The sequence below is a fragment of the Streptococcus sp. GMD6S genome, from assembly GCF_000297015.1.
In genome coordinates this window covers 1-22,846 of record NZ_AJRH01000020.1, presented here as the reverse complement: position 1 = coordinate 22,846, position 22,846 = coordinate 1, and the positions used below count along the sequence as shown (strand labels likewise).

23 protein-coding genes are annotated in these 22,846 nt (G+C 41.3%); 18 read left to right on the top strand and 5 right to left on the bottom strand.

Translation table 11 applies throughout. The features are described 5' to 3' along the window. The first annotated feature begins 80 nt into the window (after positions 1–80). From GMD6S_RS04920 to dtd, 18 genes are all read left to right on the top strand, one after another. Positions 81–1,220, top strand: a complete 1,140-nt coding sequence (locus tag GMD6S_RS04920; RefSeq protein WP_001058094.1) for a hypothetical protein — start codon at positions 81–83, stop codon at positions 1,218–1,220. A gap of 13 nt (positions 1,221–1,233) precedes the next feature. Beyond that, positions 1,234–2,370: an AbiH family protein gene (locus GMD6S_RS04915; protein ID WP_000785729.1), complete on the top strand. Its 1,137-nt coding sequence runs from the start codon at positions 1,234–1,236 to the stop codon at positions 2,368–2,370. 157 nt (positions 2,371–2,527) lie between these two features. Further along, the gene (locus GMD6S_RS04910; RefSeq protein WP_000449691.1) at positions 2,528–2,929 is read left to right on the top strand and encodes a YbgA family protein; all 402 of its coding nucleotides are present in this window, start codon (positions 2,528–2,530) and stop codon (positions 2,927–2,929) included. Then, a complete protein-coding gene (locus tag GMD6S_RS04905) occupies positions 2,913–3,278 on the top strand; it encodes a TIGR02328 family protein (protein ID WP_001241800.1) in 366 nt (121 codons plus the stop codon). Before GMD6S_RS04910 ends, GMD6S_RS04905 begins: the two co-directional genes overlap by 17 nt. Before the next feature lie 188 nt (positions 3,279–3,466). Then, positions 3,467–3,763 carry a helix-turn-helix domain-containing protein gene (locus GMD6S_RS04900; RefSeq protein ID WP_000797752.1) on the top strand — a complete coding sequence of 99 codons (297 nt, stop codon included), beginning with the start codon at positions 3,467–3,469 and terminating at the stop codon, positions 3,761–3,763. Between the two features lie 256 nt (positions 3,764–4,019). Then, entirely contained in the window at positions 4,020–6,269 is a 2,250-nt protein-coding gene (gene metE, locus GMD6S_RS04895; protein ID WP_000108242.1) for a 5-methyltetrahydropteroyltriglutamate--homocysteine S-methyltransferase, read from the top strand. A gap of 94 nt (positions 6,270–6,363) precedes the next feature. Continuing rightward, positions 6,364–7,230 carry a methylenetetrahydrofolate reductase [NAD(P)H] gene (gene metF / locus GMD6S_RS04890; RefSeq protein WP_002877494.1) on the top strand — a complete coding sequence of 289 codons (867 nt, stop codon included), beginning with the start codon at positions 6,364–6,366 and terminating at the stop codon, positions 7,228–7,230. Between the two features lie 455 nt (positions 7,231–7,685). Continuing rightward, positions 7,686–9,908: a polyribonucleotide nucleotidyltransferase gene (gene pnp / locus GMD6S_RS04885; protein WP_000166435.1), complete on the top strand. Its 2,223-nt coding sequence runs from the start codon at positions 7,686–7,688 to the stop codon at positions 9,906–9,908. Between the two features lie 14 nt (positions 9,909–9,922). After that, entirely contained in the window at positions 9,923–10,540 is a 618-nt protein-coding gene (gene cysE / locus GMD6S_RS04880; protein ID WP_000539988.1) for a serine O-acetyltransferase, read from the top strand. An 11-nt stretch (positions 10,541–10,551) separates the two neighbouring features. Next, the gene (locus tag GMD6S_RS04875) at positions 10,552–11,418 is read left to right on the top strand and encodes a GNAT family N-acetyltransferase (protein WP_000613650.1); all 867 of its coding nucleotides are present in this window, start codon (positions 10,552–10,554) and stop codon (positions 11,416–11,418) included. 4 nt (positions 11,419–11,422) lie between these two features. Beyond that, on the top strand, positions 11,423–12,187 hold the full coding sequence (locus tag GMD6S_RS04870) for a nucleoside phosphorylase (RefSeq protein WP_000923414.1): 765 nt from the start codon (positions 11,423–11,425) through the stop codon (positions 12,185–12,187). An 8-nt stretch (positions 12,188–12,195) separates the two neighbouring features. Further along, entirely contained in the window at positions 12,196–12,717 is a 522-nt protein-coding gene (locus GMD6S_RS04865; protein ID WP_000301970.1) for a dihydrofolate reductase family protein, read from the top strand. 17 nt (positions 12,718–12,734) lie between these two features. After that, positions 12,735–14,078 (top strand): cysteine--tRNA ligase, encoded by a 1,344-nt coding sequence (cysS, locus tag GMD6S_RS04860; protein WP_000591119.1) that lies wholly within the window; start codon positions 12,735–12,737, stop codon positions 14,076–14,078. Beyond that, positions 14,071–14,457 carry a Mini-ribonuclease 3 gene (locus tag GMD6S_RS04855; RefSeq protein WP_000567921.1) on the top strand — a complete coding sequence of 129 codons (387 nt, stop codon included), beginning with the start codon at positions 14,071–14,073 and terminating at the stop codon, positions 14,455–14,457. Before cysS ends, GMD6S_RS04855 begins: the two co-directional genes overlap by 8 nt. Before the next feature lie 2 nt (positions 14,458–14,459). Further along, a complete protein-coding gene (locus GMD6S_RS04850) occupies positions 14,460–15,329 on the top strand; it encodes a helix-turn-helix domain-containing protein (RefSeq protein WP_000879846.1) in 870 nt (289 codons plus the stop codon). Between the two features lie 114 nt (positions 15,330–15,443). After that, a complete protein-coding gene (locus GMD6S_RS04845) occupies positions 15,444–16,574 on the top strand; it encodes an ABC transporter ATP-binding protein (protein WP_000229943.1) in 1,131 nt (376 codons plus the stop codon). A 149-nt stretch (positions 16,575–16,723) separates the two neighbouring features. Next, entirely contained in the window at positions 16,724–18,940 is a 2,217-nt protein-coding gene (locus GMD6S_RS04840; protein ID WP_001123768.1) for a RelA/SpoT family protein, read from the top strand. Between the two features lie 18 nt (positions 18,941–18,958). Then, on the top strand, positions 18,959–19,402 hold the full coding sequence (dtd, locus tag GMD6S_RS04835; protein WP_000691395.1) for a D-aminoacyl-tRNA deacylase: 444 nt from the start codon (positions 18,959–18,961) through the stop codon (positions 19,400–19,402). A gap of 30 nt (positions 19,403–19,432) precedes the next feature. Here dtd and GMD6S_RS12950 read toward each other — a convergent pair whose 3' ends face one another. The 5 genes from GMD6S_RS12950 to GMD6S_RS04810 all read right to left on the bottom strand — a co-directional run. Next, positions 19,433–19,846 (bottom strand): hypothetical protein, encoded by a 414-nt coding sequence (locus GMD6S_RS12950; protein ID WP_000732782.1) that lies wholly within the window; start codon positions 19,844–19,846, stop codon positions 19,433–19,435. Positions 19,847–19,953: 107 nt separating this feature from the next. After that, a complete protein-coding gene (locus tag GMD6S_RS04825) occupies positions 19,954–20,604 on the bottom strand; it encodes a metal-dependent transcriptional regulator (protein ID WP_000188532.1) in 651 nt (216 codons plus the stop codon). A gap of 83 nt (positions 20,605–20,687) precedes the next feature. Beyond that, positions 20,688–21,182 carry a thiol peroxidase gene (gene tpx, locus GMD6S_RS04820; protein ID WP_000206545.1) on the bottom strand — a complete coding sequence of 165 codons (495 nt, stop codon included), beginning with the start codon at positions 21,180–21,182 and terminating at the stop codon, positions 20,688–20,690. A gap of 115 nt (positions 21,183–21,297) precedes the next feature. After that, complete coding sequence (locus GMD6S_RS04815) at positions 21,298–22,230, bottom strand: metal ABC transporter substrate-binding protein (RefSeq protein WP_000733064.1); 933 nt, start codon at positions 22,228–22,230, stop codon at positions 21,298–21,300. A 25-nt stretch (positions 22,231–22,255) separates the two neighbouring features. Then, positions 22,256–22,846, bottom strand: a 591-nt coding sequence (locus tag GMD6S_RS04810) for a metal ABC transporter permease (protein WP_000294973.1), incomplete at its 5' end; no start/stop codon positions are given.

The following is a 22,846-nucleotide window of genomic DNA, read 5'->3' as shown; positions in this document are numbered from 1 at the left end:
TTTGGGTGGATTCGTGGTATAATTTAAATGATATAATAATTTTGTTTGGCTAATTAAAAACATTAGATAGGGGTGCGGATTTGAATAATGATAAAAAATTAGATGAATTATCCTTTTTGATTTTATTGCAGGAAACTATGGAGTTAAAACAAATGTTATATCAGCTAAACAATTCTAATGATGATTTTGATAGATTTGAAATATCTATACCATTTCTCCCTATTTTATCATCCATCTGTTTAGCTTGGGTGGAAAAATTTGAGAAACATAAAGAAATAGTAAATTTACCAGATATTAAAGGTATTGATTTTGTCACATTATTAAAAAAAGTTCGAATTAGTTTTAAATTATATTCAGATAAAAGAGTTCTAAGAGCTTTTAAAATGCTAAATAATAGTGCAGAAAAACGAAAAAAAATATTAGAAACCGATTATAATTTTTTCCAGAAATTTGTCATTAGTATTGTTGGTCAAAAAGATTTAGGAGTATTTACGATTGACGATATTCCCTATGGAAACACCAGCCAGTTAAGTATTTATCTAGAAGAAATATTTGTCCAGAATAATTTTGATACTCTAAATAATTGGATGTTAAATAATAGGGAGTTTCTTATTGAATATTCTAGAACTTTAACAACATTTATTAATTCTATTACGATAGAATTTGAAGAAAAATTCTCAATTGATCCAACTTTGAAAATTAATGTCACTAGTTATAAGTTAAGTCATATGGATAAATTTTTGATGGATACAAAAAGGCGTAATATCTTACTGGGGGAAGTGTCTCTGGAAGTTCAATTGCAGTTATTTAATGTTTTATGTCAAAATAATTTCATAAATATTTTGGTTCCTGAAATATTTATGAAAACAGGTGGTTTATTATATCGTTTAAAGTTACAAACTTATTTAGTTAGTGTCAATACTATAAAAAAATTTTATAAGAAATTTTCAAAACTTTTAAATCCTTGTTTAGAGAAAAATATAGAAGAAATTATTGAATGTAAGGAAAAATTATTTTTGGAGAATACTCAATTTAGAAACAACATTTTTCACTATTCTCTCACAGGAATTTCTAGTAAAAATTTTTTAGGATACAAATATTATTTCAGAGCAGTTGTTGAGAGTTATGTAGAAATGAGTTTTGATGATTTTATAAAAATGATTGATGAAGAAACAGAGAAAATTAATGCAATTATTGAAAAAATAATAAATTTTAGGTAGAGGAGAAAAAATCATGGCAGATACTATTCTAATTCTGGGCAATGGCTTTGATATTGCAATGGGGCGAAAAACAAAATATACCGATTTTATTGAGTTTGAAAAACAATTATTTTCTAATCCAGATGAAGAATTGTTAGAGTTTCTAAAAGTTAAAAATATAAGGACTGAGAAATACAAAGATAATTTGTATTTAAAATTTATTAATGAGAATAAAGGTACTCTTGGGGATAATTGGTTTAATCTTGAAATCATGATTTCTCAACTTGCAGATGCGATAATGTATTTTAAAGAGAATATGCAATTGCTTTATGATTTATCAGCTATACATCCAGTTAGGAAAAGTAACGATATATTGAAAAAAGAAACTAATTTCAGTGCAAAATACTTTATTGCAAACATATTTGCCCCATTTTATCAAGAGTATGAGTGGAAGTTGTTAGATAGAGATTTTGTATTGAACAAACTAAACTATATCTTTATCGAACAGTTAAATTTATTAACAGAACTGCTAGAAATCTATCTGTCATATTTAGATTATTTAGATTTTGAAGTTCAAGGGATTAACCCCAAGCCAACAGCCTTGGATTCGGTACCTAATTTATCACATACCTATGTTTTAAATTTTAATTATACCAACACGTCAGCTTATCTATTTGGAACTGTTGAAGAAAGAACTCATTTCATACATGGGCGAATTGATTTAGATAGAAAGTTTAATGCCATGGTTTTTGGAATTGAGGATAAAGAAAATGACGTTAACAGTGATTTGATACCTTATCAGAAATATTATCAACGAGTTGTTAAGGAAACTGGAAATTATTATGAAACTTTTTTCGACCCAACTTTAGAATTCACAGAAGATGAGTTATGTATGCCTTATTCTTCGTCTAAAAATATAATCATATTTGGTCATTCAGTAGATCCTTTAGATAAAGAGATTTTTCAAAAATGTTTTGAATTATCAAAGAAAGGTGAGTATCCTTATCGATTTGTTTTCACTTATGTTAATGAACCAGCTAAACGTTCAATTATTAAGAATCTCGCAATCATCCTTGGTAAAGAAAAATTGATAGAGTTAACAGGAAAACGTAATATTGTATTTATAAAGAGTGATGATAAGGATGGTATGAAAGAAGTTCTACTACCTTAATAAAGTTAAGAATAGTTTATAGCCCACTCGCTCTAGTCAGGTCGAGTGGTTTTTCTTGAAATATGATAAAATAGAAAAGATAATACATTTTTGAAAGAGTTTTAGATACAATTTTGTTTCCATATTTCCTGGAAACTGATAGAAAGTAAGGAGAAAGATGGAAACTAACCAAAAATCCCATTGTCAGCAACTCTGGGCTAGAAATAAATACCTCGTTTTGAGCCATTCCAGCAATATTTACAATGAGATTCGCCAATATCTCAAGAATGAAGTGGTGGAGCTGAGTCATGTTCAAGAACTGATTGACCGTGCCTGTCAAATCCCAGAACATAGGGGTCAAGTTTGCAATGCCTTCCAGCATATATGGGGCTATTTCAAAAAGAAAGCGACAGATGCTGAGCGCAAGGACTATATGCTCTTGCTGGATCGCTACCGTTTTGGTCAGGTTTCCAAGGAAGACTTGATTGCTAAGACTCGAGTGTTGCTTGATCGCTATCCAAATACCTACTTGCAACATTCGACTTTACTGAAAGGAGACTCTCATGAGACTTTGGCATGAGGCTTTGATTTCACAACTTCCCCGTCCGCAGCTTTTGGGGCAACATCGAGAGTGCTGTGCTCTTCGTGGCAATGGCTGGGGCAGAAAGCATGCGACGGTGGACTATGTCTTTACCCACTCGCCTTATCGTCTCTATGCCTATCATCGCTTGATCATGGAGGAGATGGCAATCCGTGGCTACAATGTCAGTCCAGAGTGGCTGGATAAGAACTACCGTGGCAAGACCTGCCCTTCTTATCAAGACTTAGCAGAGGAGAAACTAGGCAAGACCATCTATAGTGAACATGATGCAGAATACTATGAGGAGTGTTTAGCTAATCTCCGAGAGAAAGGCATTGAGCTGGAGTAAGAGTCAGGATTAGCTCCATATTATAACTCTTCTCGTAATTTTTTTGAATAATAAATATGAGACCTTTAGAATGATTCTAAGGTCTTCTTTTTAAGAGTATTAGGATTTACTTTTAATAACTTTTAAGTTATAATTTGTTTCAAAAGCCAAGCGTGAACTGAAGGACTTAAAAGAAAGAGGGTTAAGTGATGAAAAATAGTGCCATTGGAAGTAATTGGAAAGATGTCCGAACAGAACTCTTTACCAAAGAGGAAATCCTTGAAAGTGATATGCGAGTGGCTATCATGAGTGAGTTGATTGAAGCTAGACATGAGCAAGGTATCAGTCAGAAAAAGCTAGAAGAACTTAGTGGAGTGAGCCAGCCTGTGATTGCTAGGATGGAGACAGGCAAGACCAGTCCTCAGTTGGATACGGTCTTAAGAGTCTTAGCCAGTTTAGGAAAGACACTAGCAGTCGTTCCACTTGAACAGGGGAAAGTTGATTAAACTGACCTATAGTCTTTTCTAATAGCAAGCCATAGTCACTGATGCGAATCGTCAATAGCTCGTTTGAGCATTTCAACTAAAATACAGCCTTAAAACAAGCTATACAAAGGATTTGAGACACTGTTCTCAAGTCTTTTTCTTTTGTCCTAAATGATGATATAGTTTCAAACTATATCAAAGCCTAATTTTTTACAATTATACAGGCGCTTTCTTTTCTGTTAAGATAGTTTCAACAACAAATTTTGGAGGACACATCATGTCAACTACGATCATCGGTTTCCCTCGTTTGGGCGAATTCCGCGAATTAAAATTTACAACTGAAAAATACTTTAGAAAAGAAATCTCAGAAGAAGAACTCCTTGCAGCAGCAAAAGAATTGCGGGCAAAACACTGGAACATTGTCAAAGAAAAAGGCATCACTGAAATCCCATCAAATGACTTTTCTCACTACGACAACTTCTTAGATGCGGCTTTCCTCTTCAACGTGGTGCCTGCATCTGTTCAAAACTTGGACTTGTCTGACCTTGAGCGCTACTTTGCTTTGGGACGTGGTTACCAAGGAGAAAAAGGGGACGTTCGTGCCCTTCCGATGAAGAAGTGGTTTAACACCAACTACCACTACATCGTTCCTAAATTTGAAAAAGACACTCAAGTTAAATTGGCTGGTCACAAGATCTTTGATGAGTTCCAAGAAGCCAAAGAACTTGGTCTCAACACTCGTCCTGTTCTTGTAGGTCCATTCACTTTCCTTCAATTATCAGACTTTGAAGAAGGCGTGAAAGCAGAAGACTTCGTAGATAGCTTAGTAGCTGCTTACCAAGAAGTTTTTGCTAAATTGGCGGAACTTGGTGCAACTCGTATCCAACTCGATGAAGCGGCTCTTGTCAAAGATTTGACAGCTGAAGAAAAAGCTCTCTTCTTGAACATCTACAACAAGCTTTTGGCTGACAAGAAAGGTCTTGAAGTCTTGCTTCAAACTTACTTTGGTGACGTTCGTGACGTCTACTCTGACCTTGTGAACTTGCCAGTAGATGCCATTGGTTTGGACTTCGTTGAAGGTAAGAAAACTCTTGAACTCGTTAAGGGTGGCTTCCCAGCTGACAAGACTCTCTATGCAGGTATCGTCAATGGTAAAAACATCTGGCGCAACAACTACGAAAAGAGCTTGGCTGTTCTTGAGCAAATCCCAGCTGAAAACATCGTTTTGACAAGCTCATGCTCACTTCTTCATGTGCCATTTACAACTGCTAACGAAGAATTTGAACCAGCTATCTTGAACCACTTTGCTTTTGCAGTTGAAAAATTGGATGAGATTCGTGATTTGGATGCTATCCGCAACGGTCAAGGCGCAGAAGCTCTTGCAGCAAACAAAGAACTCTTTGCGACTGAGCGTGTGGGTGAAAATGCGGAACTTCGTGCGCGCATCGCTGGATTGACTGACGCAGACTACACTCGTTTGCCAGCCTTTGCAGAACGTGAAGCTATCCAAGAAGAAGCCTTTAAACTTCCAGCTCTTCCAACAACAACCATCGGTTCATTCCCTCAAACTAAGGAAGTCCGTGCCAAACGTTTGGCTTACCGTAAGGGTGAATTGTCACAAGAAGAATACGATGCCTTCCTTGCTGAGACTATCGACGAATGGATCAAATGGCAAGAAGAAGTTGGATTTGACGTGCTTGTACACGGTGAGTTCGAGCGTAACGACATGGTTGAGTACTTCGGTCAAAACTTGTCAGGTTACCTCTTCTCTAAAAACGGTTGGGTACAATCATACGGTATGCGTGGGGTGAAACCACCAATCATCTGGGGTGACGTCACTCGTCTCAACCCAATCACTGTCAAATGGTCTAGCTACGCACAAAGCCGTACTGACAAACCTGTTAAAGGTATGTTGACAGGACCTGTTACCATCCTTAACTGGTCATTCCCACGTGAAGACATCTCTATCAAGGACTCAACTCTTCAAATCGCCCTTGCTATTAAGGATGAAGTGCTTGACCTTGAAGCTGCAGGTGTGAAAATCATCCAAATCGACGAGGCTGCTCTTCGTGAGAAATTGCCACTCCGTCGTAGCGACTGGTACGAAGACTACCTTGACTGGGCTATTCCTGCCTTCCGCTTGGTACACTCTACAGTAGCGCCAGACACTCAAATTCACACCCACATGTGTTACTCAGAATTTACAGATATCATCCCAGCTATCGACAACATGGATGCGGACGTTATTTCCTTTGAAGCAAGCCGTTCAAACCTTGAAATCTTGGACGAACTCAAAGCGAAAAACTTCCAAACAGAAGTGGGACCTGGGGTTTACGATATCCACTCACCTCGTGTGCCTAATGAAGGCGAAATCGACCACACAATCGATGCTATTCTTGCCAAAGTTCCAAGCAAGAAAGTTTGGATTAACCCTGACTGTGGTTTGAAAACACGTGGTATTCCAGAAACAAAAGAAAGCTTGATCCGCCTTGTTGAAGCAGCAAAAGCTGCGCGTGAGAAATTGTAAGATACGATTTCGCTCGTGACACTGACTGATCAAGGAACTGCTTGGCCCTAGCTGGCTCAGCAATCATAAAATCAAAAAGAAAAGGATAATGACTATGTCACGCCAAACGCCGTCACTTTCATTTGAAGTGTTCCCTCCAAACCCAGCTGTGGGTAATGATAAAATTATTTCAGCCTTGCAGGATATGCGGGAGCTGACACCGCACTTTATCAGTGTGACTGCCAGCAACAATAAATTTAATATCAAGGAAACAACGGTTCGTTTGGCTGACTTTATCCAGAATGACTTAGCGATTCCAACCATTGCCCACTTGCCAGCTATCTATCTGACCAAGGACAAAGTTGCTGAAACCATTGCAGACTTGGACAAGGTTGGGGTACAGAAAATCTTGGCCTTGCGTGGGGATATTATCCCTGATGTGGAACCACAAAAGGATTTTCGCTACGCAACAGATTTGATTGAGTTCATCAAGGAACAAGCTCCTCACTTTGATATTATTGGCGCTTGCTACCCAGAGGGGCATCCTGACTCGCCAAACCAGATCTCAGATATTCAAAATCTCAAGAAGAAAGTGGATGCAGGCTGTTCAAGCCTTGTAACGCAACTTTTCTTTGACAATGAGCGCTTCTATGATTTCCAAGACAAGTGTACCTTGGCGGGGATTGATGTTCCCATTCATGCGGGGATTATGCCCATTCTTAACCGTAACCAAGCGCTTCGTCTCTTGAAGACTTGTGAGAATATTCATCTTCCACGCAAATTTAAGGCTATCTTAGACAAGTATGAGCATGATCCTGAGTCGCTCAGAGCAGCAGGACTTGCCTATGCAGTGGATCAAATCGTGGACTTGGTAACCCAGGATGTCGCAGGTGTGCATCTCTACACCATGAACAATGCTGAAACAGCAAAATACATCCACCAAGCAACCCATGCCTTGTTTAACCATCAGTCTTTAGGATAATAAAAAGCAAACCATTCTTCTCAGGTGAGGGGAATGGTTCCTTTTTAATAGAAAAGCCCGCACTTTTTAAGAAAAATATGATAAAATAGACTCTGTACGTACTTGATACAAAGATGAGGGTATAAACATATTCTTAGCTATTCAAATCTGCTATGCTATAAAAGATACAAATGCTAAAGAATAATATTTTTAAACTTTTCAAGGTATTTAGGTAGTTGAACACGGGCTAAATCCCTAGTGAAAAAGATAGATTTCCTGGTGTGCATCGCACACTGCGTCAATCTATGCTATCATGAGTAATTGAACTCGGCCGAAAAGCTGTGTAAAAAAGATAAACTGTCTTGTCTTCATCGAAGACTTCGCCAGTTTCCTATTTTTACTTTGCTTTTTGTGACCTTAGTATCTTGATCTTTGTAGGCAAGGCGTATAATTTCATCAATCCAAAGGGGATTAAAATGACAAAACAAGTGTTTCAAACGACTTTTGCGGGTCGTGAGTTGGTTGTAGAGACTGGCCAGGTTGCTAAGCAAGCAAATGGCTCTGTTGTCGTGCGTTACGGTGAGTCAACTGTCTTGACTGCTGCCGTTATGTCTAAGAAAATGGCAACTGGGGATTTCTTCCCACTTCAAGTTAACTACGAAGAAAAAATGTATGCGGCTGGGAAGTTTCCTGGTGGCTTTATGAAACGTGAAGGACGTCCTTCAACAGATGCGACTTTGACAGCGCGTTTGATTGACCGTCCAATCCGTCCTATGTTTGCGGAAGGTTTCCGTAACGAAGTGCAAGTAATCAACACAGTGCTCTCTTATGATGAAAATGCCTCTGCTCCAATGGCGGCTATGTTTGGTTCATCCTTGGCGCTTTCTATCTCAGATATTCCATTTGACGGACCAATCGCTGGGGTACAAGTGGGTTATGTCGATGGCCAAATCATCATCAACCCTACTCAAGAACAAGCAGAGCAATCACTTCTTGAATTGACAGTAGCTGGTACCAAGCACGCTATCAACATGGTTGAGTCTGGTGCCAAAGAATTGTCAGAAGAAATCATGTTGGAAGCTCTTCTCAAAGGACACGAAGCTGTTAAAGAATTGATTGCCTTCCAAGAAGAAATCGTTGCTGCGGTCGGTAAGGAAAAAGCAGAAGTGGAATTGCTTCATGTAGATGCGGACTTGCAGGCTGAAATCATCGCAGCCTACAACAGCGACCTCCAAAAAGCGGTCCAAGTAGAAGAAAAATTGGCTCGTGAAGCTGCAACTCAAGCAGTTAAAGACCAAGTGACTGCTGTTTACGAAGAAAAATATGCAGACCACGAAGAATTTGACCGTATTATGCGTGATGTGGCTGAAATCTTGGAACAAATGGAACACGCTGAAGTGCGTCGTTTGATCACAGAAGACAAGGTGCGTCCTGACGGTCGTAAAGTCGATGAAATCCGTCCTTTAGATGCGCAGGTTGACTATCTTCCTCGTGTGCATGGTTCCGGTCTCTTCACTCGTGGACAAACTCAAGCTCTTTCAGTTTTGACCTTGGCTCCGATGGGAGAAACGCAAATCATCGATGGTTTGGACCCAGAGTACAAGAAACGCTTTATGCACCACTATAACTTCCCTCAATACTCTGTAGGGGAAACAGGTCGTTATGGTGCACCAGGTCGTCGTGAAATCGGTCACGGTGCTCTTGGTGAGCGTGCCCTTGCTCAAGTCTTGCCAAGCTTGGAAGAATTTCCATACGCGATTCGCTTGGTAGCTGAGGTCTTGGAATCAAACGGTTCTTCATCTCAAGCCTCTATCTGTGCGGGAACTCTTGCCCTTATGGCTGGTGGTGTGCCAATCAAGGCGCCAGTAGCTGGTATTGCCATGGGTCTCATCTCCGACGGAAACAACTACACAGTATTGACAGATATCCAAGGTTTGGAAGACCACTTTGGTGACATGGACTTTAAGGTTGCCGGTACTCGTGACGGGATTACAGCCCTTCAAATGGATATCAAGATCCAAGGAATCACTGCAGAAATCTTGACAGAAGCCCTTGCCCAAGCCAAGAAAGCGCGTTTTGAAATCCTTGATGTGATTGAAGAAACGATTCCAGAAGTTCGTCCAGAATTGGCTCCAACTGCTCCGAAAATTGATACCATTAAGATTGATGTTGATAAGATCAAGATTGTCATCGGTAAAGGTGGAGAAACGATTGATAAAATTATCGCTGAAACAGGCGTTAAGATTGATATCGACGAAGAAGGAAATGTATCTATCTACTCTAGTGACCAAGATGCTATCAACCGTACCAAAGAAATCATTGCTGGTTTAGTTCGTGAGGCTAAAGTCGATGAAGTATACCATGCCAAGGTTGTTCGTATCGAGAAATTCGGTGCCTTTGTCAACCTCTTTGATAAGACAGATGCACTTGTGCACATTTCTGAAATGGCTTGGACACGTACCAATAATGTAGAAGATTTAGTTCAAATTGGTGATTTTGTAGATGTAAAGGTTATTAAGATCGATGAAAAAGGTCGTGTAGATGCTTCTATGAAGGCACTCTTGCCACGTCCGCCAAAACCTGAACGTTCAGAAGAAAAAGGGGATAAAGGTCATCGTCATGGCGATCGTCCTCGTCACCACCACAAGGACCACAAACCTAAGAAAGAAACTACAGAAACACCAAAAGACTCAGAATAAGAAAGGAGAAATGTATGGGATGGTGGCGTGAAACCATTGATATCGTAAAAGAAAATGATCCAGCGGCTCGCACTACCTTGGAAGTCTTGCTGACCTATCCGGGTGTCAAAGCCTTGGCTGCTCACCGTCTCTCTCATTTTCTCTGGAAACATGGCTTTAAGCTTTTAGCTCGTATGCACAGCCAGTTTTGGCGTTTTTGGACGCAGATAGAGATTCACCCTGGTGCTCAGATCGAATCAGGTGTCTTTATTGACCATGGAGCAGGACTTGTGATTGGGGAGACAGCTATCGTTGAAAAAGGTGTTCTTCTCTACCATGGGGTTACTCTTGGAGGGACAGGTAAGGATAGTGGCAAACGCCATCCGACTGTTCGTAAAGGGGCGCTGATTTCGGCCCACGCTCAGGTGATTGGCCCTATTGAAATTGGAGAGAAAGCCAAAGTTGGGGCGGGTGCAGTGGTTGTATCTGATGTACCTAGTGATGTGACGGTTGTCGGTATTCCGGCCAGGATCGTCCGTGTTCATGGTGAGAAAGACGAGCCAACCATTCACGAGGTAGAGGAGAAACGGAAATACTATCTAGACAAGCTAGAGCATGCCCGTGAAGCCAGCCACAGATCGTCTGGTTTGTAGAGGATAGCTATATGATTCAAGCAAGAAACAAGTTAAGCCAAGAGGAGTTATCTGAGGCGAAAAAACTAATTAACTGTTGCCAAAACTATGACAGTACCTATCGTGATCCCTATCTCTCTAACATGCTTAATTTTGATCCAAACATGCCCGCCTTTTTCCTTTATTATGAAAAAGGCGAACTTGTTGGTTTATTAACTGTCTATGCAGATGACCAAGATGTAGAAGTGACGATACTGGTTCATCCAGATCATCGCCGTCAGGGGATTGCGCGTGCATTGTTTACTAGTTTTGAGAGAGAAACAGCTTCTTTTCCGATTCATTCAGTTACTTTTCAGACAGAGCGTGTTTTTCTAGACCGCCATCCTGATTTTGTCAGCAACTGGGGATTGGTCGAGGACGAGGATACAGAAACCTGGTTAGGCAAGGATAGAAGGCCTTATCCGTTAGAAAAGCTTTCCAATCTGGAAGTTATGTTAGCAGATAGTTCGTATCAAGATCAAATTAGTCAGTTAAAATTTCAGGTATTTTCAGAGGAACATGAATCGAGAGAAGTTGTGGATAGATATGTCGCTGAAGCTCTGAAAGATCCGGAAAGTCGCTTATATATTTTATTAAAAAACGGTCAGGTCATTGGAACTTGCACGATTGATTTATCGAGCGATACGAATTACTTCTACGGTTTAGCAATATCGGAACCTGAACGTGGAAAAGGCTATGGAAGCTATTTAGCAAAATCCCTTGTCAACCAACTAATTGAGCAAAATGACAAGGAATTTCAGATTGCCGTGGAAGATAGCAACGTAGGTGCCAAGCGCTTGTATGAAAAAATCGGCTTTATCAAACAGACACAGGTAGTTTATCTGAATGAGAAAGAATAGAAAAATGCTATTAGAAGAATTCGAAAATGTACCTGCTGTTATCGAACCAACTGATCGAAGTATTCGTGATGGTGGAGAAGTCTGTGACACGATTATTTTATCTTTTAATGGAGAAATCGTTGAACGAGTAAAGCAGTTTGAAGATGTTTATGAAGGTGGCTATCTAACCAATCTAAATGGTAGATTTCCATGGTATATCTATGAAAAAGATGGGAGTAAGGTAGCCGTTGCTATAGCTACGATTGGAGCCCCGATGGTTGTTGGACTCTTAGAAGAACTCAAAGCAAGAGGATTTAAGAACTTTGTTGTTTTGGGTTCTTGCGGAGTTCTAGATCAGTCTATTCAGGCAGATAAGATTATCCTACCAAGTTCAGCTCTACGTGATGAAGGTACAAGTTACCATTACGCTCCTCCAAGTGATGAGATAGCTTATGATGAAACTTTGCTCTTAACTATGGAAGAAGCTTTGAACAAATCTTGCGTCGAGCATATCCGCACCAAGTCTTGGACGACTGATGCCTTTTATCGAGAAACGCCTGATAAGGTCAAGCGTCGCTTGGCTGCTGGAGCCAAAGTGGTGGATATGGAAGCTTCAGCTATCATGGCTTGGAGTCAATTTCGCAAGAGCAAGGTCTATCAATTCTTCTACACAGCTGACTATGTGGATCATCATAACCGAATCTGGGATGCCCGCCATGAAGAGCGGACAGCTGATGCCATGACTTTTTTCACTATCGCTTTGAAAATAGCAAAGGAACTAGAAAGGTAACTACAAGAATGGCAGTATATTTTTACGGCTGTATCACCATGGATGGCTACTTGGCAGACGGCCAGCACAGGATAGACTGGCTGCATCAGCTTGGTTCTGTAGAGGATACAGGCTATGATGACTTTTACAGGCAAATGGATATCACCATCATGGGCAAGCGGACCTTTGAGGAAATCCAAGATTTGCAAGATGTAGAAAGTTTTTATCAAGCTACGGAAAACTATGTCTTTACGCATGATAGGCACCTGCCTGTCAGCAATTACCAGCCAGTAGCTGGGGATGTGGTGGACTTTGTTCAGCAGATTGACAAAGGCAAAAATGTCTTTGTGATTGGTGGTAATTCCTTGGTAGGACCGCTCTTGGATGCGGATCTTTTCGACCACCTCATTATTCAGATAGCACCCCTTATCCTAGGAAAGGGGGTTCCCCTCTTTACCCAAGAGGAAGGGCAGCGCTTTTACCAACTGGATAGCCTCAGACAATTTGGCCCATTTGCAGAGCTGGTTTTCAGCCGAAAAAGTCAGAAATAGAGAAGGGAGTGGACTGCATGATTAAAATTTACGACACCATGTCTCGTGATTTGCGAGAATTTGTCCCAATCGAAGAAGGAAAGGTTCGCATGTATGTCTGTGGGCCAACGGTATACAACTATATCCACGTGGGGAATGCCCGTTCGACGGTGGCTTTTGATACCATTCGTCGTTATTTCGAATACCGTGGCTACGAAGTTGCCTATATTTCCAACTTTACAGATGTAGACGATAAGATTATCAACCGTGCCAAGGAAGAAGGTATCACGCCTCTGGAGGTTGCGGACAAGTACATCGCTGCCTTTCGTGAGGATGTGACAGCCTTAGGCGTGAAACCTGCGACTCGCCATCCGCGTGTAGTAGAGTTTATGGCTGACATCATTCGTTTTGTCGCTGACTTGGTTGAAAAAGGCTTTGCCTACGAGAGTCAAGGAGATGTTTACTTCCGCGTGGAAAAATCTCACAACTATGCTAAGTTGGCCAATAAAACCTTGGAAGATTTGGAGCTGGGTGCTTCAGGTCGTACCGATGAAGAAACGGCTCGCAAGGAAAATCCTGTAGACTTTGCCCTTTGGAAAGCTGCAAAACCAGGCGAGATTTCTTGGGACAGTCCTTGGGGACCTGGTCGTCCGGGTTGGCATATCGAGTGTTCGGTTATGTCAACAGAGATTTTGGGCGATACCATTGATATTCACGGTGGGGGAGCCGATCTGGAATTTCCGCATCATACCAATGAAATTGCCCAGTCAGAAGCCAAAACAGGCAAGACTTTCGCCAACTACTGGATGCACAATGGCTTTGTTAATATCGATAATGTCAAGATGTCCAAGTCCTTGGGCAACTTTATCACCGTACACGATGCCCTCAAAACTCTTGATGGCCAAGTGCTTCGTTTCTTCTTTGCCACTCAGCATTACCGTAAACCAATCAACTTTACGGAAAAAGCAGTGCATGATGCCGAGACCAATCTCAAATATCTGAAGAACACTTACGAGCAACCATTTTCTGGGACTGTAGATGCACAAGAATTGCAAGCCTTTAAAGACAAGTTTGTAGCAGCTATGGATGAGGATTTCAACTCCGCCAACGGTATCACAGTTGTCTTTGAAATGGCCAAATGGATCAACTCAGGAAACTATGATGCAAGTGTTAAGGAAGCTCTTGCGGCTATGTTGGAGGTCTTTGGGATTGTCTTTGTTGAGGAAGTTTTGGATGCAGACATTGAAGCCTTAATCCAAAAACGTCAAGAAGCGCGTGCTAATCGTGACTTTGCGACAGCAGACCAAATCCGTGATCAACTGGCTGCTCAAGGGATTAAGCTCCTTGATACCAAGGATGGAGTGAGGTGGACACGTGATTGATGTCAATCTCATTAACGGAATTGCGCTAGCCTTTGAAGGGGATGCGGTGTATTCCATGTATATTCGCCGCCACCTCATCCTAAAAGGCATGACCAAGCCCAATAAACTTCACCAAGAGGCGACCAAGTATGTATCGGCCAAGGCTCAGGCTCGCCTGATTTCCCTGATGTTGGAGGAGCAAGTTTTAACGGAAAAAGAAGAAGAAATCTATAAACGTGGGCGCAATACCAATAGCCACACAAAGGCTAAAAATGCAGATGTCGTAACTTATCGCATGTCTACAGGTTTTGAAGCAGTGATGGGTTATCTTCATCTGACTGATAATATGGAGCGTCTAGAGACCTTGATTTTGTGGTGTATCCAAAAAGTGGAGGCGTAGAAATGCTTGCAAAAGAATTACTAGACTGGTTTCCTGAGGCTCAGATTTCAGATCAGCCAATAGAGAAACTAGGATATCTTACACTTCCTCTATCTTCTCAACAGTGGATTTTACTGGAAGAAACTGGGCTCAGCGAGCGTGAAAAGCAGTTAATTGCCCTTTTAACCCAGCAGGAGCAGGCTAGTTCACTCAATCCTTGGTATTCCTATCTGATCGAGGGAAAGGGGCAGGCACCTCAAACTTTTAAAAAGATACAACTGGTTTATTGCCATCTATCCTATTACCAACAGGAAAATCTAGCCTCTTGGCTGGATATGATGCAGACCCTCTTTCCTAACTGCCAGACAGTGTTGCAGGTCGGAGTTCAGGACTATGTTTTTATTCTCCAGCAAGATAAATACAGCTCTGTTCGCTCAATCTTATCCGATACGATTGAGGCAGTAGAGTATGACTTTGGTCTTCGTCTGTCTATCATGTTGGGGCAGGTTTGGTCACAGACTGGGTATCAGGCTTTGTCAGATTTAATCCAAGCAGAGCGGGACTTGTTTAAGGCTTGGTGGCGTCAGGGGCATCAAGGGGTTCATACTTTTTCACAGCTCTATCTTTGGAGTCTTGGGGAAGGGCTGGTTGACCATAGAATTATCAAAGAATACCTTCGTCAGTTGATTCTGGACCAAGATCAGATTCAGGAGATCATTCTTTCTCTCTGGGAAAACAGTGCTGTCTTAACTAAAACAGCCCAGCAACTCTATCTGCATCGCAATTCTCTCCAATACAAGATTGATAAATGGGAAGAATTAACAGGACTTCAGTTGAAGGAGTTGACGGATCTCAGCCTTTGTTATCAGTTGATTTTACCAGATATTCTCTAAAGTTTTGTGCAAGTTGCACAGAACTTTTTTATTTTTTTGGTCACCTTGCCATAGAAAAGTAAAGCGTTTTCATCTATAATAAAACTATCAAAAGACAAAAGGAGTTTACCTTCCATGGTAGAATTAAATCTTAAAAACATTTACAAAAAATATCCAAACAGCGAACACTACTCAGTTGAAGACTTCAACTTGGACATCAAAGACAAGGAATTTATCGTTTTCGTAGGTCCTTCAGGATGTGGTAAATCAACAACTCTTCGTATGATTGCAGGTCTTGAAGACATCACAGAAGGTACTGCATCTATCGATGGCGTGGTTGTCAACGACGTAGCTCCAAAAGACCGTGACATCGCCATGGTATTCCAAAACTACGCTCTTTACCCACACATGACTGTATATGACAACATGGCTTTCGGTTTGAAATTGCGTAAATACAGCAAAGAAGATATCGACAAACGTGTGCAAGAAGCTGCAGCAATCCTTGGCTTGAAAGAGTTCTTGGATCGTAAACCTGCTGACCTTTCTGGTGGTCAACGTCAACGTGTTGCCATGGGTCGTGCGATTGTCCGTGATGCAAAAGTATTCTTGATGGACGAACCTTTGTCAAACTTGGATGCCAAACTTCGTGTATCTATGCGTGCTGAAATTGCGAAGATCCACCGTCGTATCGGTGCTACAACCATCTACGTAACGCACGACCAAACAGAAGCGATGACATTGGCAGACCGTATCGTTATCATGTCAGCTACTAAGAACCCTGCTGGTACAGGTACTATCGGACGTGTAGAACAAATCGGTACTCCTCAAGAAGTTTACAAAAACCCAGTTAACAAATTCGTAGCAGGATTCATCGGAAGCCCAGCTATGAACTTCATCAATGTGAAATTGGTTGGTAGCGAAATTGTTTCTGACGGTTTCCGCTTGAAAGTTCCAGAAGGAGCATTGAAAGTTCTTCGTGATAAAGGCTACGAAGGTAAAGAATTGATCTTCGGTATTCGTCCAGAAGATGTGAATGCAGAACCTGCTTTCCTTGAAACATTCCCAGAATCAGTGGTTAAAGCAACTATCTCTGTATCAGAATTGCTTGGTTCAGAATCTCACCTTTACTGCCAAGTTGGTAAAGATGAATTTGTTGCAAAAGTGGATGCTCGTGACTACTTGCAAACAGGTGCAACAGTTGAACTTGGATTTGACTTGAACAAAGCGCACTTCTTCGACGTAGAAACTGAGAAAACAATCTACTAAGATAAATAAATAGAATAGCAAAGCACTGTAGAGTTTCTCTTGCAGTGCTTTTTCTATTTAAATGCATAGGCTAGGCATGAAAACAGGCTTTTCTAGTTTTAATATTCTTAAAAAAGTGATAAAATGGTAGGAAGAATTGGAGAGAATAGATGCCGAAAGAAGTGAATTTGACGGGCGATGAGGTTGTCGCTTTAACGCAAAAATATTTATCGAAAGAAGATGTTGCTTTTGTACATAAAGCCTTGGTTTACGCCGTTGAATGCCATAGTGGTCAATACCGTAAATCTGGCGAGCCCTATATTATTCATCCCATTCAGGTGGCAGGGATTTTAGCTAAACTCAAGCTAGATGCCGTGACGGTTGCCTGCGGTTTTTTGCATGACGTGGTTGAGGATACGGATGCGACACTGGATGATTTAGAGCAAGAGTTTGGTCATGATGTTCGTATCATTGTTGATGGAGTGACTAAGCTTGGTAAGGTCGAGTACAAATCGATTGAGGAGCAATTAGCGGAAAATCACCGCAAGATGCTCATGGCCATGTCTGAGGATATTCGCGTTATCTTGGTTAAACTGTCTGACCGCTTGCATAATATGAGAACGCTTAACCACCTACGAAAAGACAAGCAAGAACGTATCTCCAGAGAAACCATGGAAATTTATGCACCACTTGCTCATCGTCTGGGGATTTCCAGCGTCAAGTGGGAGTTAGAAGACTTGTCCTTCCGCTATCTCAATCCAACTGAGTTTTACAAGATTACTCACATGATGAAGGAAAAACGCAGAGAGCGAGAGGCTTTGGTCGATGAAGTCGTGACAAAGTTAGAGGACTACACTTCCGAACGCAATCTAAAAGGGAAAATCTATGGCCGTCCCAAGCATATCTACTCTATCTATCGCAAGATGCAGGATAAGAAGAAACGTTTTGAGGAAATTTATGACCTGATTGCCATTCGCTGTATCCTAGAGACTCATAGTGATGTCTATGCCATGCTGGGCTATGTGCATGAGCTTTGGAAACCAATGCCTGGGCGTTTTAAAGATTATATCGCTAACCGTAAGGCCAATGGTTACCAGTCTATCCATACGACTGTCTATGGACCAAAAGGTCCGATTGAATTCCAAATTCGTACCAAGGAAATGCACGAGGTGGCTGAGTACGGGGTAGCAGCTCACTGGGCCTATAAGAAAGGAATCAAGGGGCAGGTCAACAGCAAAGAATCAGCTATCGGGATGAACTGGATCAAGGAAATGATTGAGTTGCAAGACCAGGCGGATGATGCCAAGGAATTTGTGGATTCTGTTAAGGAAAACTATCTGGCTGAGGAGATTTACGTCTTTACCCCAGATGGGGCTGTGCGTTCCCTTCCAAAAGATTCAGGCCCGATTGACTTCGCCTATGAAATTCATACCAAAGTCGGTGAAAAAGCAACTGGTGCCAAGGTCAATGGCCGCATGGTTCCTCTGACAACCAAGCTCAAAACTGGGGATCAGGTCGAAATTGTCACCAACCCTAACTCCTTTGGCCCGAGTCGTGATTGGCTCAACATGGTCAAGACCAGTAAGGCACGCAACAAGATTCGTCAGTTCTTTAAAAACCAAGACAAGGAATTGTCTGTTAACAAGGGCCGTGAAATGCTGATAGCTCAGTTCCAAGAAAACGGCTATGTAGCCAATAAATTCATGGACAAGCGTCACATGGACCAAGTCCTTCAAAAGACCAGTTACAAGACAGAAGAGTCTCTCTTTGCGGCCATTGGTTTTGGAGAAATCGGTGCTATTACGGTCTTTAATCGTCTGACTGAAAAGGAACGTCGTGAGGAAGAACGCGCTAAGGCCAAGGCGGAAGCAGAAGAGCTTGTCAAAGGTGGCGAAGTTAAGGTTGAGAATAAAGAAACCCTCAAGGTCAAACATGAGGGTGGTGTGGTGATTGAAGGTGCCTCAGGTCTCCTAGTACGGATTGCTAAGTGTTGCAATCCCGTTCCGGGTGATGACATTGTTGGCTACATTACCAAGGGTCGTGGTGTAGCTATTCACCGTGTGGACTGTATGAACCTTCGCGCCCAAGAAAACTATGAACAACGTCTCCTTGATGTGGAATGGGAAGACCAATTCTCAAGCAAGGAATACACTGCCCACATTGATATCTATGGTCTCAACCGTACAGGGCTCTTAAACGATGTTCTGCAAGTTCTCTCCAACACAACTAAGAATATCTCAACCGTTAACGCCCAACCAACCAAGGATATGAAATTTGCCAATATCCATGTGTCCTTTGGAATTTCAAACCTTTCTACGCTGACAACGGTCGTTGACAAAATCAAGAGTGTGCCAGAGGTATACTCAGTCAAACGAACCAACGGATAATTGAATAGAAAGGCGCTTATGAAAATCATTATCCAACGGGTTAAAAAAGCCCAAGTGAATATCGAAGGTCAGGTTCAGGGAAAAATCAATCAGGGACTCTTATTACTGGTCGGTGTTGGCCCAGAGGACCAAGAGGAAGATCTGAATTATGCTGTGAGAAAACTGGTCAATATGCGGATTTTTTCAGATGCAGAAGGTAAGATGAATCTGTCTGTTAAGGATATTGGGGGCGAAATCCTTTCTATTTCTCAGTTTACCCTCTTTGCAGATACCAAGAAGGGCAATCGTCCAGCCTTTACAGGTGCAGCCAAGCCGGATATGGCATCAGATTTCTATGATGCTCTCAATCAAAAGCTAGCACAGGAAGTACCTGTTCAGACAGGTATTTTTGGAGCGGATATGCAGGTGGAGCTGGTAAATGATGGACCAGTCACCATCATTCTTGATACTAAAAATAGATAAGAAAACCAAGCCAGCTGGCTTGGTTTTTGTTTATAGACACTCCCATAAAGAGGTATGTTTGTTGTAAAAGTCTGGATAGTTTTCTCTTAGGTGGCTAGCCGTTATATAATATAAAGTAGAATGACAGGAAGTAAAGACTGGAGTAAGAGAGTAGAAATATTGAGGGCCAGTGATTGCTAAAAAGACAAATAATAGAAAATCGCTGATGAGCACCCCTAAATAGTAGAGGCGAATTTTTTTGTTCATCTGAGGATAAATCTCAGAGAAATGTTTTTTGAGTCGATTGACCAAGCGAAATAGCAGTAGTCCTTGAGCAAGGATGAAAATGAAGCAAAAAATCAGGCCTCTCTCCAAAGAAAGTTCGTATCGGGGTCTGAAAGTTACCAACAGTAGTAAATCGCTGACTGCAATGGCTGCAAAATGGATTCTAAAGAGCTTTTTCATAGGAAAACCTCCCTCTTTTATCTAGCTTCATTCTACACCAAATGAATGGGACTTACAACTAAAATGATAAAAAATCCCTGAAAGGAACTTCTTTCAGGAATAAGGGGTTAGTTGATTTTTTCGACATAGAGTTGTTTGGCGATATCGATGCTAACTTGGAGATCTTCACCTTTGTTGACCAGAGTAAAGCTATTGGAAAAGCCATCAAACTGCTTGACTTGGAGTTGGTCACCGATATGAATTGCGTGCTTTTCTAGATATTTGAGTAGTTCAAAACTATCATGAACGCGAGTCAGGAGATAGGTTCCAGCTTCCTGGACAGCTGCTAGTGGAAGGTTATTGATTTCAACCAAGAGTTCTCCCTCGGCTGGTATGGTTCCACCGTGGGGGCAAGTTTGAGGGAAACCAAGCAGTTTATCCAGTCTCTTTACAAATAGGTCAGAGACTGTGTGTTCTAGGACCTCAGCTTCTTCGTGGATTTGATCGCTAGTATAGTCTAGATGGTGAACTAGAAAGACTTCAATCAAACGGTGTTTACGATAGAGCTCAGAGACCAGTTTGAGGCCAATATCTGTCAATAGATAGCCGTTCTCCTTATCCTTGAGGATGAGATTTTCACTTTTCATGCGTTTGATCATCTCTGTTACAGCAGGCGGAGAGACCTGCATACGGGCAGCAATTTCTTTGTTGGTGATTTTTTGCATGTCCGTACCGATTTCATAAATACATTTTAAATAATCTTCTTTATTTGGAGTCATTCGTTTCCTCTTGTATATTCTCTCCATCTAGTATACCAAAAAAAGCTAGATTTCTCTAGCTTTCTGTCATAATGCTTGTGATTTTAGTCTAGTTCTTTAACTGCAGCAATAGCAGCTTCAAAGTTTGGCTCCGTGTTGATATTGTTAACGTATTCTACATAACGGATGACATTGTCAGCATCGAGAACAAAGACGGCACGTGCAAGGAGATGCCATTCGTTAATCAAGAGGGCATAATCACGTCCGAAAGAATGGTCAAAGTAGTCTGAAAGCATGATGGCATTGTCAAGACCTTCAGCCCCGCACCAGCGTCCTTGGGCAAATGGTAGGTCCATAGAAACGGTAAGAACGACGGTGTTGTCAAGGTTGGCAAGTTCTTGGTTGAAGCGACGTGTTTGCGTTGAGCAGACACCAGTATCGATAGAAGGGACAACACTCAAGACTTTTTTCTTTCCATTAAAGTCAGCTAGCGTTTTTTTAGAGAGATCGGTTGTTGTAAGAGAAAAGTCAAGTGCCTTGTCTCCGACTTGCAGTTGTTTACCTGTAAAAGTTACAGGATTTCCGAGAAAAGTGGTCATGAAACTACTCCATTCTTTTTTCTTTCATTTTACCGAGAATTATCAGATTTTTCCAATGATTTGACCGGAAAGTGTAAAAAAACGCCAATTCGGTGAGAATGACGTTTTTAATGGATTATTTTGACAAACCTTCAGCAATCTTGTCAAGGTTGTATTTCATCATGTTGTAGTAGCTGTCACCTTCTTTACCTTCTTCAGCGATTGAGTCAGTAAAGATTTGTGCGTAAATTGGGATATTTGTGTCTTGTGAAACAGTCTTCATTGGACGGTCATCGACACTTGATTCAACAAAGAGTGATGGAACTTTTGTTTGGCGAAGTTTTTCAACCAAGGTCTTGATTTGTTCCGGTGTTCCTTCTTCTTCTGTGTTGATTTCCCAGATGTAGGCACTTGGAACTCCGTAAGCTTTAGAGAAGTATTTGAAGCATCCTTCGCTGGTTACGATGAGTTTCTTTTCAGCAGGGATATTGTTAAATTTCTCTTTGGCTTCCTTGTCCAGTTTGTCTAGCTTTTCAGTATAGTCTTTGAGATTTTTTTCGTAGAATTCCTTGTTGCTAGGGTCTTTTGCAATCAACTGTTTAGCGATATTTTTAGCATAAATTATCCCATTTTCAAGGTTGAGCCAAGCGTGTGGGTCTTCTTTGCCTTTCTCGTTTTGACCTTCAAGGTAGATGATATCTACGCCGTCACTAACTGCATAGTAGTCTTTGTTTTCAGTTTTCTTGGCATTTTCGACCAATTTGGTAAACCAAGCATTGCCACCTGTTTCAAGGTTGATACCGTTATAGAAAATGAGGTCAGCCTCAGAAGTTTTCTTTACGTCTTCAGGAAGTGGTTCGTACTCGTGTGGGTCTTGACCAACAGGAACGATACTATGAAGATCAATCTTGTCACCAGCGATATTTTTAGTAATATCAGCAATGATAGAGTTAGTCGCTACAACCTTTAGTTTTTGGTTTGTAGATGCTGTATCTTTTTTCCCACTAGCACAGGCAGCTAATCCAATGATAGAAAGAAAAAGAACGAGCAATGTACCTAATTTTTTCATTAGATTCCTCCAGAAGGGTTTCCCCTTATTTATTGATTTTTTTATTTTTTAGTTTCAAGTATCGTTGCTTTGGAGAGATAAAGAAACTGATTAAGAAGAAGCTGGCAGATGTGAGCACGATGCTGGATCCTGCTGCGAGGTTGAAGCTATAGCCGATAAAGAGTCCCAAAACAGAAGCGGTTGCCCCTAGGGTTGATGAAAGAAAAATCATGCTCTTTAGGCTATTAGCATAAAGGTAAGCCGTCGCAGCTGGGGTGATCAACATGGCCACGATAAGAATCGTTCCAACACTTTGCATGGCAGTGACTGACACAAGGGTCAAGAGCACCATGAGTAGATAGTGATAGAAATTGACGGGCATTCCCATGGCTTTAGCCAAAAGCTCGTCAAAGGATGTAATCAATAGTTGTTTAAAGAAAATCCCGATAATCAAGAGAATCAATGCCCCCACACCAATGGTGATCCACATGTCCGTATCTTGGACAGCGAGGATATTCCCAAAAAGGATATGGAAGAGGTCTGTCGAACTCTTGGCAACACTAATCAAGATGACACCTAAGGCTAAGAAAGATGAAAAGGTAATACCAATGGCAGTGTCACTCTTGATGATAGAGTT